Source organism: Vibrio pelagius, from assembly GCF_024347575.1.
GTDB classification, from domain to species: domain Bacteria; phylum Pseudomonadota; class Gammaproteobacteria; order Enterobacterales; family Vibrionaceae; genus Vibrio; species Vibrio pelagius.
Map to the genome: position 1 here is coordinate 810,909 of NZ_AP025504.1, position 15,149 is coordinate 826,057.

At 44.9% G+C, this 15,149-nt stretch carries 16 protein-coding genes; 14 read left to right on the forward strand and 2 right to left on the reverse strand.

Annotation, left to right across the window (positions count from 1 at the left end; genetic code table 11):
• The first annotated feature begins 338 nt into the window (after positions 1-338).
• Both vsple_RS17825 and vsple_RS17830 read left to right on the forward strand, forming a co-directional pair.
• Entirely contained in the window at positions 339-1,208 is an 870-nt protein-coding gene (locus vsple_RS17825) for a glycerol kinase (RefSeq protein WP_261883257.1), read from the forward strand.
• Between the two features lie 257 nt (positions 1,209-1,465).
• Positions 1,466-2,122, forward strand: a complete 657-nt coding sequence (locus vsple_RS17830) for a nitroreductase family protein (protein WP_261883258.1) — start codon at positions 1,466-1,468, stop codon at positions 2,120-2,122.
• A gap of 442 nt (positions 2,123-2,564) precedes the next feature.
• On the opposite strand, the gene gltS is transcribed toward vsple_RS17830, so the two are convergent.
• Positions 2,565-3,791, reverse strand: coding sequence for a sodium/glutamate symporter (gene gltS / locus vsple_RS17835; protein ID WP_261883259.1), 1,227 nt, complete (start codon positions 3,789-3,791; stop codon positions 2,565-2,567).
• Positions 3,792-4,105: 314 nt separating this feature from the next.
• Positions 4,106-4,462 carry a YibL family ribosome-associated protein gene (locus vsple_RS17840; protein WP_261883260.1) on the reverse strand — a complete coding sequence of 119 codons (357 nt, stop codon included), beginning with the start codon at positions 4,460-4,462 and terminating at the stop codon, positions 4,106-4,108.
• Positions 4,463-4,645: 183 nt separating this feature from the next.
• On the opposite strand from vsple_RS17840, the gene vsple_RS17845 reads away from it, so the two are divergent.
• The 12 genes from vsple_RS17845 to vsple_RS17900 all read left to right on the forward strand — a co-directional run bounded on the left by vsple_RS17845 (position 4,646) and on the right by vsple_RS17900 (position 15,149).
• Positions 4,646-5,443 carry a DUF4344 domain-containing metallopeptidase gene (locus tag vsple_RS17845; protein ID WP_261883261.1) on the forward strand — a complete coding sequence of 266 codons (798 nt, stop codon included), beginning with the start codon at positions 4,646-4,648 and terminating at the stop codon, positions 5,441-5,443.
• A 165-nt stretch (positions 5,444-5,608) separates the two neighbouring features.
• Positions 5,609-6,178, forward strand: coding sequence for an LON peptidase substrate-binding domain-containing protein (locus vsple_RS17850; protein ID WP_261883262.1), 570 nt, complete (start codon positions 5,609-5,611; stop codon positions 6,176-6,178).
• Between the two features lie 82 nt (positions 6,179-6,260).
• On the forward strand, positions 6,261-6,890 hold the full coding sequence (locus vsple_RS17855) for a sigma-70 family RNA polymerase sigma factor (RefSeq protein ID WP_261883263.1): 630 nt from the start codon (positions 6,261-6,263) through the stop codon (positions 6,888-6,890).
• Positions 6,883-7,599 carry a ChrR family anti-sigma-E factor gene (locus vsple_RS17860; protein WP_261883264.1) on the forward strand — a complete coding sequence of 239 codons (717 nt, stop codon included), beginning with the start codon at positions 6,883-6,885 and terminating at the stop codon, positions 7,597-7,599. Before vsple_RS17855 ends, vsple_RS17860 begins: the two co-directional genes overlap by 8 nt.
• A 73-nt stretch (positions 7,600-7,672) precedes the next feature.
• Positions 7,673-8,620, forward strand: coding sequence for a YbgA family protein (locus vsple_RS17865; protein ID WP_261883265.1), 948 nt, complete (start codon positions 7,673-7,675; stop codon positions 8,618-8,620).
• On the forward strand, positions 8,617-10,014 hold the full coding sequence (phrB, locus tag vsple_RS17870) for a deoxyribodipyrimidine photo-lyase (RefSeq protein ID WP_261883266.1): 1,398 nt from the start codon (positions 8,617-8,619) through the stop codon (positions 10,012-10,014). Before vsple_RS17865 ends, phrB begins: the two co-directional genes overlap by 4 nt.
• Positions 10,015-10,042: 28 nt before the next feature.
• Positions 10,043-10,474 (forward strand): nuclear transport factor 2 family protein, encoded by a 432-nt coding sequence (locus tag vsple_RS17875; RefSeq protein ID WP_261883267.1) that lies wholly within the window; start codon positions 10,043-10,045, stop codon positions 10,472-10,474.
• 1 nt (position 10,475) lies between these two features.
• The gene (locus vsple_RS17880; protein ID WP_261883268.1) at positions 10,476-11,189 is read left to right on the forward strand and encodes an SDR family NAD(P)-dependent oxidoreductase; all 714 of its coding nucleotides are present in this window, start codon (positions 10,476-10,478) and stop codon (positions 11,187-11,189) included.
• Positions 11,190-11,191: 2 nt separating this feature from the next.
• Entirely contained in the window at positions 11,192-12,445 is a 1,254-nt protein-coding gene (locus vsple_RS17885; protein ID WP_255232313.1) for an NAD(P)/FAD-dependent oxidoreductase, read from the forward strand.
• Complete coding sequence (locus vsple_RS17890; protein WP_261883269.1) at positions 12,442-13,323, forward strand: DUF1365 domain-containing protein; 882 nt, start codon at positions 12,442-12,444, stop codon at positions 13,321-13,323. Before vsple_RS17885 ends, vsple_RS17890 begins: the two co-directional genes overlap by 4 nt.
• 43 nt (positions 13,324-13,366) lie before the next feature.
• Complete coding sequence (locus vsple_RS17895) at positions 13,367-14,647, forward strand: SAM-dependent methyltransferase (protein ID WP_261883270.1); 1,281 nt, start codon at positions 13,367-13,369, stop codon at positions 14,645-14,647.
• Positions 14,625-15,149, forward strand: a complete 525-nt coding sequence (locus tag vsple_RS17900) for a DUF2878 domain-containing protein (RefSeq protein ID WP_261883271.1) — start codon at positions 14,625-14,627, stop codon at positions 15,147-15,149. The genes vsple_RS17895 and vsple_RS17900 overlap by 23 nt, the downstream gene beginning before the upstream one ends.

Here is a 15,149-nt window from a genome sequence, read left to right on the forward strand (position 1 = left end):
GAGAATAAATATCAATTACACACGACAAAGATCACACTTTTTAAATTGATAACCAAAAATAAATAGTGATGCAAATCACAATTTAAATAACAAGTCTCAATTAACCACATCTCACAGGCTAAAAATCAATCATATTGAGTTCACTTTATATGCACCTCAGTTAATCAAAGTGCCACTTATGTAATTTAATTACACAATTGGTATATTGGTAACTTTGAATACTAATTGAAGTTGAGTTCCTCCGTTCACTAGAACTCCTACTCTCCTTCTTTACAATTAATGATATAAAGAGAATTGCTAAACACTTCAGATACCGACGGTTCAAAAGAGTGCCCTTTATGACATCAGATAAACTATCAACATCAGCGCTTGCTAAGCTGAAAGACCTAGAACCTAAAACTCTTTTTAGTCAATTAAAGAGCGCCGGCTATATTGTGCGTGGTAGAGATAAATGGGTATTAACCGAACGTGGTGAAGCGTTTGGAGGGGAATATGTCGATCACACAAAGTTTGGACAATTTATCGTTTGGCCAGAAAACCTATTGATCGATACCGCTTCTACTGCAGGAACCACTCTAACAGCGACGCAGCTGGGCCAATCCCTCCAGTTAAGTGCCAAAAAGATCAATCTACTCCTTAATGAGTTGGGCTGGATTCGCCGTGAAGAAGATGGATGGCACATTACCAATACCGGGCTGAAGGTCGGCGGAGAACAGAGAGAAGACAAAGCCACTAATAACGTCTTTGTAGTTTGGCACGATACTGTGGCGAAAAACAAACGCTTGAAACAGTCTGTGGTTGAGTTTCTCGGTAAAGATGCCGAAAGCCATTCAACCGATGTTTCTTTCTCTAACTTTAGACAAAAATTCGAAGCCAAACATCGCACCTTAGATGGGCACTATGTTCGTTCAAAAGGTGAACTTATCATTGATAACTGGCTTTATATGGCGGGTGTCGTCCATGCTTATGAGCGACCTCTTCCGATTACCACTGAAGTGGTCAGCGACTTCTATTTACCCTCAGGTAAGGTGTATATCCAGTTTTGGGGCAGTGACAAGGGTGCCATCGACACCAAGCAAAAAGAAACAAAACAGAGAGTATATAAAGAGCACGGCTTCGCTCTGATAGAAATCTACCCAGAAGATATTCCTAACCTCGACAGTGTGCTTCCTCCTCTTTTGAGACAATTTGGCATTAAGGCGTATTAAAAACGCTTTCAGCCCTTTTTACTGCGAATAACCCAACATACCTCACATGATTATGGACATTTAAGTCCATAGTCATTTGAGATCTTCGCTATTTTTCTCCCTCGCGAGTTCCTTTATCTTACACCCATCGATTTGAGCTACCGCAGATTCTCGATCATTGGGGCATGTTCGATGACCAGTTAGGTTGTCCGTTTATTGTTGACGTTACTGAACATTAAACCCTAAAACATTTATTCATATAGATACTAGGAGCCAACATGACTCATCCAATCATCAAAGATTTGAACACACGCTACACCGCTAAAAAATACGATGCTGACAAACGCATCTCTGCGGAAGATATGGAAATCATCAAAGAAGCGCTGCGTCTATCTGCGTCTTCTATCAACTCTCAGCCTTGGAAATTCATCATCATTGAGAGTGACGAAGCAAAACAACGCTTCCACGATACATTCGAGAACATGCACCAGTTCAACCAACCGCATGCGAAAGAAGCGTCTCACACCATTCTTTTTGCTCACGATCCTAAGTTTACAAAAGAGAAGTTTGCTAAGCGTGTTGACGCTGAAGTCAGCTCTGGTCACCTTCCGGCAGACATGTACGACACGTTCATGGGTGCTTACGCATTCGCAGACATGAATACAGACGAACAAGGCTTCAACGGCAACTGGACTAAAGCTCAGGTTTACATTGCTCTGGGTAACATTCTGCACACACTAGCGCGTCTAGGCATCGCTTCAACTCCAATGGAAGGTGTGGATTCAGCACTTATCGGTGAGAAGTTCGCTGAAGAGCTAGAAGGTCACGTGGTAGACGTTGCATTGGCTATCGGCTACCACAAAGATGGCGAAGACTATAACCATGGCCTACCAAAAGCACGCCTAGCACTAGAACAAGTGGTAGAGACGCTATAATCCCTCTTTAAGACTCGCGATTAAAAATAGCACACTACACTGCTTTTTTTGGCCAGACATACGTCTGGCTTTTTTACGTTTGCAGCGAAAGAAAATCGAAAGAGAACACCTCAGGTACTGAGACGTTAAGTTAAAATGAAGCCAACAGACCTCATTAAACGAGCCGTTAACGACAGAAACTTGAGAGCAAAAAAATAGGCTGTTCAAACACACTGAACAGCCTGATGATTAACTCAAGAAGAGCGATGCTGAGTTACAAATTTAATAAAGATAAAAGGTAGCACGGGTTGCGAGGCAGTGGTGTAAGTGACTGTAAGCCGCTTCGCTCAACATTTCCTTACTTTGTTAAAACATTGAACTTTGCCTATAAAAAAAGCTCTACAATTCACGTAGAGCTTTTCTTTTAAACGACCAATTTAAGGCGGTTGATACATTTACTGCATTAACCAATAAACGAGATGTAGCCTTGTAGGATGATCAGGTTAACAATATCGATGAAGAATGCACCGACAATCGGCACCACCATGAACGCTTGTGGCGATGGACCAAATCGGTTCACCAGCGAGCCCATATTCATCACAGCGGTTGGGGTTGCACCTAAGCCGAAACCACAGTGACCACCTGACATTACCGCAGCATCGTAGTTTGACCCCATCACTTTAAATGTCACGAAATACGAGAACAAACCCAGAACGACCGCTTGAACACTCAAAATCACCAAGAACGGAATCGCTAGGTCAAAGATGTTCCACAGTTTTAGGCTCATCAACGCCATCGCTAAGAACAGAGAAAGAGACACGGTACCTAGAATATCAACCGTTTCACTGTCTGTTTTGTGCAGCTTTGTCACTTCAAATACGTTGGTGATGAACACACCGATAAACAGAGCGTAAACAAAATCAGGAATCATCAACCAAGCAATCTCAAAAGTCGCCACCCACTGTTCTAGGTATTTCGCACCTGTGATACAGATAAGGAGAATGAACAATACTTCAATCACCTTCTTGGCTGTTACTTTATCTTCTTCATATTCGTTGTACGTCACCAGCTCTGGGAAACGCTCGTGCGTTTGTGTACCCGTGCCGTACTCAGATTCAAGGTTGTTTTTGTCGATCAACTTTTGTGCCACCGGGCTACCAATGATACCGCCAATGATCAAACCAAAGGTTGCCGAAGCCATCGCAATTTCTAGCGTATTAGCAATACCATAAGTATCAGCGAAAGTTTGAGACCAAGCAGCACCTGTACCGTGTCCACCAGACAGAGTAATTGAGCCCGCGATAAGCCCCATGAGTGGGTCTAACCCCAACCCCGTTGCCAAGGTGACGCCAACTCCATTCTGAATAATGATGTACACCGATGCCACAGCTAGGAATAGGAACACCTTTGCGCCCCCTTTCATCAACTGGGTATAGTTCGCCGCTAGACCAACGGTTGCAAAGAACATCAACATGAATGTGTTTTGCAACGGTAGAGAAAACTCAAGATCAATACCGTTGAAATGAAGACCTGTAATTGCAAGCGCAACGATTAAGCCGCCGACAATAGGTTCTGGGATATTGTACTTTTTGAGAACCGGAAGCTTTGCGTTTACAAAATGGCCTAGAAACAAAACGCTAATTGCGATTAGGAAAGATTCTAGTGGGCCTATTGAAATTAAATGATTCATATCACCTCTATATTTTTACGTTCCTCATCTTCCCTAATGAGTCTAGTCTTGTCTGTAGCTTTTAGTGCTGCTCTACCTGTGTTTATGAAAATGATGAATTAGTGAGTTTAGAAAACGCTCCACAATAGTGTGAAAGACGACCAAGATGTTAGTCCTAGGTCAATTTTAGCGAGGATCAGGGTGTTTTTTGACCTTAATCACCTCTAAAATTCACCCCGACATCTGAAAAATTTTTACATTAACTATCATTCTGGAAACCTAAAAAAGCAAAAAGGAGCTATTGATAGCTCCTTTTGCATTACCAGCGTGGGTAATTAGAATTTTTTCGGTGCGTAACCAGTCATAACCTCTAAACGAAGCTCTTTACCGATCTTCGTCATTGGATGAACAACGACAAGTCCCTTTACAGACTTTTTCAGTTTACCCATGTCCGCTTGCTCAGCCTTGGTAATTTCACGGCTAAAAGGCATATCTAGCAGTGCTTTACGCTCTTTGTTTACATCGTAGCTTTGCTTGTGTTTCAGCTGTGCGATTTTCTTGGTTAGCTTTTTGATTTCGTCTTCAAATTGACGAACAACAGGACGATCATTACGAACCTTAGCAGCCGCTAACTTGTGGCGACACTTGTCTAGACGGTTGTTAATTTGTTGAAGTTCGTTTTTAGCACTCATAATAATTTCCTAAATTAAGCAAGCCAATGCGGATTGGGGCGCGGAGTATAGCACAAGGGTTGACGCGAACCGAAATTTATCTGCTAAATACACACCAAGCTAAATATAGCCTACACTCACAAACGATCGTTAGACTCTAAATTTCGACACTAGTGGTCAAAAACAGAACAATAGGAAGGGAATATGCAGGCCATCAGGAAGACTATGACACTCGGTATTGTAACATGTACGCTACTTGTCACTGCTTATGCGTCATCAGAAACACGGCTCCCTGATAACATTACTATCGAATATCTGAAGCCTACTAATCAACAAGATTCGACTATTAAAAAAGCTATTCAAGAGAGTGAAATTAACGACACACTTATCACGTTGTCAGAGCAACTGTTTCCATTCAAAACACCATTGGTCATTCGGTATGGTGGGAGCGAAGGTCCGATGTACGACCCCAGTACGCATATCGTACACATGCCATACACCTTCTATGCGGAGTCAGTGAACTACTACCGTAAAAACCAGTACCAAGAGAAGTATGATAAATCACCGCAAGCAGGGGCCGTTGATACTTTACTGCACACACTTCTACACGAAGCTGCTCATGCTTACATCTACGATCACAAAATACCGGTTCTCGGGAAAGAGGAAGATGCTGCCGACAACTTTGCGACTCTAATGCTGATTGATTACATTGAACATGGAGCTGACGCAGCAATAAGTGCGGCAGACTTATTCGCTTATGAGTCAGATGATCGACCTGAGTACTACGACATGGGTGATTACATCGATGAGCACAGTTTCGATCTACAACGCTACTTTTCGACACTCTGTCTCGTTTATGGCAGCGATCCGGATACTCACCGCAATCTATTGGATGAAGTTGAAAACGACTACTTAAAAGATCGCAAAGAGTTTTGTATCGAAAACTACGATACCCTGAGAACCAATTGGCACCACTATTTAACAGCCCCAAAAGACAATTAAGTTCACTAATAATGAGAGCACGTTTGCCTCCACGCTTCATGAACGCAGTTTCGTGGCCGTTTGATCGAAAGTAAATGACGTAGCGTATAGCTATCACAACCAATCTTCACAAATCACAGCAAGTTTGGTGTTTGATACTCTTTTACTTTTTGGGGCAAACTCTCTATGGAAACAAAAATCGACTACGCAATCTTCCCATTGCCGCTCTTTATTCTCCCCGGCGGCCGACAACGCCTGAGAATTTTTGAGCCAAAATATCTGACTATGGTGGCGCACGCCGCTCAAGGAGACGGTTTTGTTATAGCTAGCCACGATAACCGCAATAACAGCCCACTTAAAGATTGGGGTACTAAAGTAAAAATCGTCGACTTCAACCTCTCAGACGACAAGTTACTCGAAATTGATGTGGAAGGTGAGTCATTGGTTAGACTCTTCAATACTCGAAGAGATGATACTGGCCTTTTGAAAGCAGACTTTGAGACACTTCCTCATTGGCCAAACCTGGATTGTCAACTTCCACCTGTATTCAGTAACTTTCTCGTTCAACTGTTTAGAGAACATGATGCAATAAGGGAGCTTTACCCTCACACTAATTTCGACGATCCACAATGGATTTGCGCGCGCTTATTAGAGGTGATGCCATTACCAATCGAGAAGAAAGTCCGCTTCACTTCACCATCCAGTTTCCCTGCAGTGGTTCCTTTTTTAAATCAGATAATTACTGGTAACGACTAACTCAAACTTTTTTCTTTTTGTTTGATCTAATCATCACTTTCCTCCGTAGATATTGCAAAACCCGGATGAAGGTTAGTCTATTATGCAATTAGGTAAAATAAAAAACGAAAAAGCCAAGGAGTCTGTCATCGCGTCCGACAGTAAAGTGCCGCCAGAGTTATCCAGCTGGCTAGTTTTAGTTGCATCTCATAGAGACAAGCAAGCTTTCACACGCCTGTTTGAATTCTTCGCACCCAAAATTAAACGTTTCGGTATCAACAAGTTAGGTAGCGAAGCGTCTGCCAATGAGCTAGTGCAAGACACCATGACTAACGTGTGGAAAAAGGCGCATCTCTACAATAGCGAGAAAGGCGCCGCAACCACGTGGGTGTACACCGTAATGCGTAACGCAGCTTTTGATATGTTACGCAAGGTGAAAGCGAAAGCGGAACAAAATGTCGCTGATGACATTTGGCCTATCGATGCAGCACTATCTGAAGCAAGCGACGATGAGAGCGAATACAGCGACCACTTGATGAGTCGTCATGTACGCAATCAAATAGACAAGCTGCCTCCAGCGCAGCGAACCATTGTTGAAGGGGTTTATTATCAAGAGCTGTCTCAAGAACAATTGGCGCAGCAACTCGGAGTGCCACTCGGCACAGTGAAATCAAGACTGAGACTCGCACTCGCCAAGTTGAAGCTTCATATGGGAGAACAGAACCATGATTAAACATCACCCAACAGTACAAATACTCAAAGACTTCGCGACTGGTGAACTTCCTGACTCTCTCTCTTTGGTCGTATCCAGCCACGTCGAGATGTGTGAACAGTGCCAAGCAGAAGTGTTACGCCTAACTGAAATCGCTGCAATCGACAGCTTCGGTTCTGATGAAAGCATTGCCGAAGAGCTGATCGAAAATCAAGTTAACGCGGTACTACACAGTGCTACAGACGACCATAACTCAGGTCTAGACATGAGTTTAATCAACTCGATTACTGCTAATGAACAATTGGAAGACGTCGAGGCTGCTCAAAACCACTCACCGCAGAAGATTACGGTCGCTGATACGGAGTTTGAGCTGCCACGAGCACTCAACCAAGTCGCGAGGAAAGATTGGCTCCACTTGGGCAAGATTTCGCGTGCTCGCCTCGATTTTGAGGATGGTGAACATCACACCAGCCTTTTGCATATCGATAAGGAAGGAACCGTTCCTTGTCACACACACAAAGGGTTTGAAATTACCTTACTTTTGGAAGGCAGTTTTGAAGACGAGATGGGTGAGTACCACAAAGGCGATTTCATCTGGCTTAATGGTGAGCATACCCATCAACCTTTCACCAAGGAAGGGTGTGTGTGCCTAACCGTTTCAAGTGATGCTCTATACTTCACAAAAGGTGTGAGTCAGTTGTTCAACCCAATTGGCAAATTCATTTATTAACAATTGAAAAATATCAATAGAAATACCAATCTTATATACAACGTTTTGAGTAATGTTTAAAAGGATTTGACCTATGGACAAAAAAATAAAAATCGGTATCAGCGCTTGTGTTGCAGGACACAAGGTTAGATTCGATACAGGTCATAAACGCTCTCGTTTCTGTACGGAAGATCTGGCTGACTATGTTGACTTAGAGCCAGTGTGTCCGGAGATGGGAGTGGGGCTTCCCACGCCTCGCCCAACAATTCGTCAAACCAGAATGTTAGATGACGTTATTCACGTCTCTCGTCCAGATGGCACTGGTGACGTCACTAACGAGTTGATCGAATACGGGCAGAACTACGCAAAAAACAACGAACACATTGCGGGCTTCATTGTGTGCCAAAAAAGCCCAACTTGCGGCATGGAGCGAGTAAAGGTTTATCACCATCACGGTCGCGGTTCTGAATCAACAGGCATAGGCATGTTTACCAAGCAGCTAATGGATCACAATCCACTGCTGCCTATAGAAGAAAATGGTCGCTTGAACGACCCGATTCTTCGCGAAAACTTCATGACACGAGTGTTTACGTATCAGAAATGGCTCGACTTGGTCGATGAAGGTATCACCAAGCACAAGCTCATTCAGTTCCACAGTGCCCATAAGTATCTAGTTATGTGTCATCACGTCGAAGGCTACAAAGAGCTCGGCAAGTTGTTGGGCGAAAGTGACCTAGAAATCAACGAGTTGGCGGATCGTTACATAGAAGGCTTGATGACTTCACTGCAGCACCATGCTAACCGAGGCACGCACGCCAACACGCTTCAACACTTGCAAGGCTACTTTAAGAAGCAGCTCAGTAGCACCCACAAACAAGAGCTTTCGCGACAAATCAACGATTTCCGTGAAGGTACGATTCCATTGCTGGTGCCACTTACGCTGATTAATCACTATTTGATGGAGTACCCAAACGAATACTTACAATCACAGGTTTACCTAAACCCACATCCACAAGAACTTAAGTTGAGATACGGATATTGAGCACTCTACTCTGGATACGACGCGATCTTCGCGTTCATGACAATCCGGCTTTGATCTCTGCAATTGAAAACGGCGCTACTCACGCCGTTTTTATTTCTACACCTAAACAGTGGCAACAGCACCATTTAGCACCGATTAAAGCCGACTTTATATACCGCCACTTAACCCTGCTGTCAGAACAGCTCACCACACTTGGCATTGAGCTTGTTCATCTAAAAGCATCCGACTTTGCCGACCAAGCAACTACGCTTGTTAACTACTGCCACGAGCATAACATCACCCAAGTGGTCGCCAACTCTGAACCAGAAGTGGACGAACTACAGAGAGATGAAGCGGTACGTGCCCTAGACATCACATTGACCACCTTTGATTGCGACGTGATTGTTCCCGTAGGACGAGTCCTTAATCAGCAAGGAGAGATGTTTAAGGTATTTACCCCTTTTAAAAAAGCTTGGCTCAAGTATGTTCAAGCCTCTGGCATCGATTGCGCTCCCTATCCGCACGTTAACTCGGAAAGCGCACGATCGAATCGAGAAACCTTTTCAAGGGAGTACGACTTTGATTTCCCAAGAGAAGAATCTTCTCGCTGGCCATTAGCTGACGATGTGTTGGGGCAAGTGGTGCCTCAATTTCTTGCAGAAAAGCTCTATCAGTACGCGGAAAATCGAGATTTTCCATCAATAAAGGGCACCTCTGGCCTATCGCCTTACCTTGCCATTGGTGCGATTAGTCCTCGTTGGTTGGCGATTCAACTGATTCAAGAACACCCAGAACTGCTGGTCGACACCCAGTGCGCTGAGTTCTCTTGGCTCAATGAGCTTATCTGGCGTGATTTCTATAAACATCTGATCTTCCACCACCCGAGATTGGTTAAAGGTGAGAACTTCCAAGAAAAGTACGATGGGCTGACCTGGCACAACAACCCGGAAGATTTCCAGCGCTGGTGTGAAGGTAAAACCGGCTACCCTCTGGTTGATGCTGCCATGCGCCAACTGCTCGAAACAGGGTGGATGCACAACCGTCTCAGAATGGTCGTAGCTAGCTTTTTAACTAAGCACTTATTGGTAGATTGGCGGTGGGGCGAGCGCTTCTTTATGGAACACCTGATTGACGGTGATTTCAGTGCCAACAATGGTGGATGGCAGTGGGCTGCGAGCACTGGCTGTGATGCACAACCGTACTTTAGGATTTTCAACCCGATAACTCAGAGTGAAAAGTTTGATCCTAAAGGAATTTTTATCCGTAAATATCTACCAGAACTGCAAAACATTCCTGATCGAGACGTGCACTTCCCGCACACGTTTATCGCGAAGAGTGGACGAGGCAGTCGTTACTGGGGACCTATTGTTGAACACAAACAAGCACGGCTAAGGGCCTTAGAATTTTACAAATAGCACGACAGACGAAAGTGAGAGTGAACTCATGGAAAATTCACGATGGCTAGATAATTTTCTTGATATGTATAGACAGCTAGGCACTGACGATTTTGGTGCATTACAGGATGTATACCACCAGCAGATTGAATTCACAGATCCACTTCATCAAGTGAACGGGTTAGACGCGCTAACCCGTTATTTCGAGAACATCTACACCAATGTTGCCACCTGTAAATTTACGATCATCAGCGCGTTCGAGTCTGGCGAACAAGCAGCCGTTTACTGGTCCATGGAATTTACCCACAAACAGCTTAATGGACGCAAGCCGATAATCGTAGAAGGACACTCTCACCTAAAAACGAAAGATGGTCTTGTGATATCTCATCGCGATTATCTCGATGTGGGTGCGATGCTGTACGAGCACGTTCCCATTCTTGGTTGTGCAATCAAATCCATTAAGCGAAGAGCGAGCCAATAACATGAGAATCCTTATTACAGGCGCTACTTCAGGCATCGGTCGAGAGCTAGCAATCAAGTACGCTCAACTCGGTCATTCCGTTGTCGCTTGCGGTCGTAGTCAAGACAAGCTCGATTCATTGACCAGCGAACAAATCAACATTGAACCACTCTGCTTTGACCTTCTCGATTACGACAACTACCCAGACCTCACCTCAGGTGAAGCTTTGGATATGGTTATCTTAAACGCCGGAGATTGCGAGTACATTGACGATCCCGTCAACTTTGATGCCAAACTCTTCGAGCGCGTCATCAACATCAACCTGATCTCTATTGGCTACGCCTTAGAAGCTTGGCTTAAATGCATAAAGCCAGCAGGCAGAGTTGTACTCGTCAGCTCCAGTGCAGGCTTTTTGCCATTGCCACGAGCTGAAGCTTATGGAGCTTCAAAGGCTGCCTTGACCTATTTAGGTCGTACGCTGGCTGTCGACCTAGCAGCACACAATATTCACGTTTCTATCGTTCATCCTGGTTTTGTAGATACCCCACTGACCGAGCGAAACACGTTCGCTATGCCTATGATTATAAGTAGCGAACAAGCCGTTCAAAGAATCATCAGTGGACTCGAACAAGGAAAGAGCGAAGTAGATTTTCCTCGCAGGTTTGTCTTCATCATGAAGTGCCTGCGATTTTTACCCAAGTCGGTTTGGCATAAGCTTGCCTCAAGGATGGTATAACAATGAAAAAGATTGCCATTATTGGCTCCGGTATATCCGGACTCACTTGCGCACACGTATTAGATAAACACCACGACGTCACGGTTTTTGAGAAAAATGACTATGTAGGCGGGCACACAGCCACGGTCGATATTGAACACCAAGGCAAGGCATTTTCTATCGATACAGGTTTCATTGTTTTCAATGATCGCACCTACCCTAACTTCAACAAGTTACTCAAACAGCTTGGCGTCGATCGTCAAGAAACAGAAATGAGTTTCAGTGTTCACAACACGGGGACTCAGTTTGAGTACAACGGTCACAGCATCAATTCCCTGTTCGCTCAGCGCAGTAATATCTTCAAGCCACAATTTTGGACCCTGATTCTCGAGATCATTAAGTTCAACAAACTGTGCAAGGAGCGCTTTCAAAACCATCAATTCGTCGAAGAAGAAACGCTAGGCGACTTTCTAAACCACTACCGTTTTTCAGACTTTTTCAGCCAACACTACATACTGCCTATGGGTGCGGCTATCTGGTCCACAAGCCTAGAAGAGATGGAACAGTTCGAACTTAAGTTCTTTATCCAGTTCTTCTTCAATCACGGGTTACTCGATATCACCAATAGACCGCAGTGGTACGTGATTCCTAAAGGTTCACGCTCCTACGTCGATGTTATTCTATCTCGCCTATCTAAACCCGTTCAGCTCAACAGCCACATCAAGCAGGTGACCCGCTATGAAAGTGAAGTCGCCATCGAATTTGAATCTGGCGAAACACAAATTTTTGATGAAGTGATCTTCGCTTGTCACTCTGACCAAGCACTGGCGCTGCTCGGCGACGCGACTGAACAAGAGAAGGCGGTGTTGGGTGAAATTCCATACAGCCGCAATGAAGTGGTGCTTCACACCGACACTAAGCTGCTACCTGATCGCAAGCTAGCGTGGGCGAGTTGGAACTACATGCTAGATGGCAACAGTAAACGACCAGCCTGTGTCACCTACAACATGAACATTTTGCAAGGGATTGAAGACGATACCACCTTCTGTGTCACCCTCAACCAGAGCGAGGCCATTAACCCAGATAAGATCATTCGTCAGTTTGTCTACCATCATCCGGTACTCAACTCCAACACTGTTCAAGCGCAACAGCAGCGTGAAACCATGTGTGGGCACAATCGCACTCATTTTGCGGGCGCTTACTGGTACAACGGCTTCCATGAAGATGGTGTGCGCAGTGCGCTCGATGTGACTAAGCGTTTTGGATTAGAGCTATGAGCACGCTAACTCGCCACTTCGACGACAACACTGAGCGCAGTGGCATCTACTGGGGCAGCGTAAGGCACCGCCGTTTCGGCGCCATTACCCACGAGTTTAGCTATCAGTTGTACATGATGGGGCTCGATCTGGATGAGATCGAGCAGACAACAGCGCGTAGCTGGATATTCGGTACCCGTTGGTTCAACCCTATCCGCTTTGTTGAGACAGATTATGTCCCGGAGAAGACCTTCGACGGAGACGAGTCGCTAGACAATCATGAATCTAAAATTAATGATAAAGCGTCAAATCGCTATAAAACGCAAAACAGTAATGAACTAAAAACTCTAAAGCAGCGTATAGCACTCAAAGTGAAAGCACTGGGTGGACAGTGGAGCGATTCCAACCGAGTCACCATGCTCGCACAGTGCCGTTGTTTTGGGATTTATTTTAGCCCGATCAATTGCTTCTTTTGCTATGACGAAAACTTGAAGTGCCGTTACATGCTGGCAGAGGTAAGCAACACTCCTTGGCGCGAACGACACTATTACTTGATAGACATGCAGCAAGAAATGAAGGCGAAGAAAGACTTCCATGTGTCACCATTTATGGATTTAGACATGACTTACCACTGGAAGATTAAGCCTCCATCACGCCGCACTTTAGTCCATATTGAAAATCATAGGGACGAGCAATATCCCGGAGACAAAAAGGTATTTGACGCTACATTGGCACTCGAAAAACAACCGATGACTGCCGGTGATATACGACAAACACTGATTCGAACTCCGGCCATGACCACTAAGGTTGTGCTAGGCATTTATTATCAGGCTTTGAAACTGTTTCTTAAAAAGGTGCCCTTTATCCCGCACCCAGACTCAGTATCTAAGCCGTCATAATACAAGAATTAACTAACACGAGAATTTTCTCAGCGAGGTCTACATGGAACAGCTTGCCAAACAAAATCACAACATCAAGCAGCAGCCTCAAACCGCAGTGCTGAATAAAAACTGTAAGTACCGAAGCCTTGTTTTCACTATTCTGGAACGCTTACAGGGAGCTCAACTCGAAGTCATCGAAGGTGATGAACATTCAATATTTGGTGACCGAGAAGCCAGCCTTCACGCCGAGATTGTCATTCACGATTCTAGTTTCTTTAAAGATGTCGTCCTTAACGGCAGTATTGGCGCTTCAGAGGCGTACATTGACGGCAAATGGACAAGTCCACACCTAACTCGTGTCATTCAAATCATGGCTCGCAACCAGCAGCAACTCGACGAGCTAGATGACAAGACACAGTGGCTGTCCAAGATTAAAAATCTGTTTTTGAGAAAGCAGAACGCCAATACAGAGCAAGGCTCGAAACGTAACATTCTGGCTCACTACGATATTGGCAATGAGCTTTACGAGCGCTTCTTAGACCCATCAATGCAATACTCTTCAGCTATCTATAGTGAACAAGCTACCCAGCTCGCAGACGCTCAGCAAAATAAGATGCGTACCATTTGTGAACGCTTAGAGTTAACACCAGAAGACAGTGTGGTTGAGATAGGCACTGGGTGGGGCGGACTTGCGATATTTATGGCGCAAAACTACGGCTGCCACGTTACAACCACAACTATCTCTGATGCTCAGCACGAACTTGCCAAGCAGCGCATTGAAGCACTCGGACTAAGCGACAAGATCACTCTGCTTAAAGAGGACTATCGCAATCTATCAGGTCAATACGACAAGCTTGTCTCTATCGAGATGATTGAAGCGGTTGGTCATGAATATCTACAAACCTTCTTTACTACCTGCTCTCAGCTTCTCAAGCCAACAGGCAAGATGTTGATACAGGCAATCACTATCGCAGATGGACGTTATGAGAAATACCGTAAAGGGGTCGATTTCATTCAGAAATATATCTTCCCAGGTGGCTGCCTACCCTCTGTTGCTGTCATGACAGGTCACCTTGCACAGAGCACCGATCTTGTCGTCCAAGAAATTGACGACATCGGCTTACACTACGCGCGCACGCTAAACGATTGGAATGTCGCGTTTGAGCAGAGCTGGGATGAACTGCACAGCCTAGGGTATTCAGAAGAGTTCAAGCGATTGTGGACCTTCTATTTCTGCTACTGCGAAGGCGCCTTCCTTGAACGCGTGATCAGCACTCATCACATTGTGGCGCGTAAGCCTCGCTACTATGGAGCAAAAGATGAAACGGTTCTGGATTATTAACCTTGTTCTGTTTCAAGCCACTTGGGTAAGCAGTGCTTTCTTTACCGAGCAAGCGGTCTTTATAGCGCCACTATTGGTGGCGCTGCATTTTCTTCTTTCACCCACTCGTCGTGACGACCTCAGAGTCTTACTCTTGCTACCAATCGGTCTGATTCTCGATAGCTTAATGATTGGCCTTGGCGCCTTTTCTGCACACCCAAGTATCGCTAACCAAACTTGGTTCCCGGTGTGGCTCGCCTGCTTGTGGGTGATGTTCTTAATCAGCTTTAACCATAGCCTCAATTGGCTAATGAAATGTCCGAAAGTGATCCTCATTCTCCTCGGTTTCGTAGGAGGTACTAGTAGCTACTGGGGCGGCATCAAGGCAGGTGCCCTTCAGTCCACATGGCCAGATGTGTGGGTGTTATCCACGCTTGCGGTCAGTTGGGGATTAGTGATTCCCTTGTTAGTGGTCGGCTACTCGTATCTAAACAAGCCTAATATGGCGGAGACAACGAGGTGA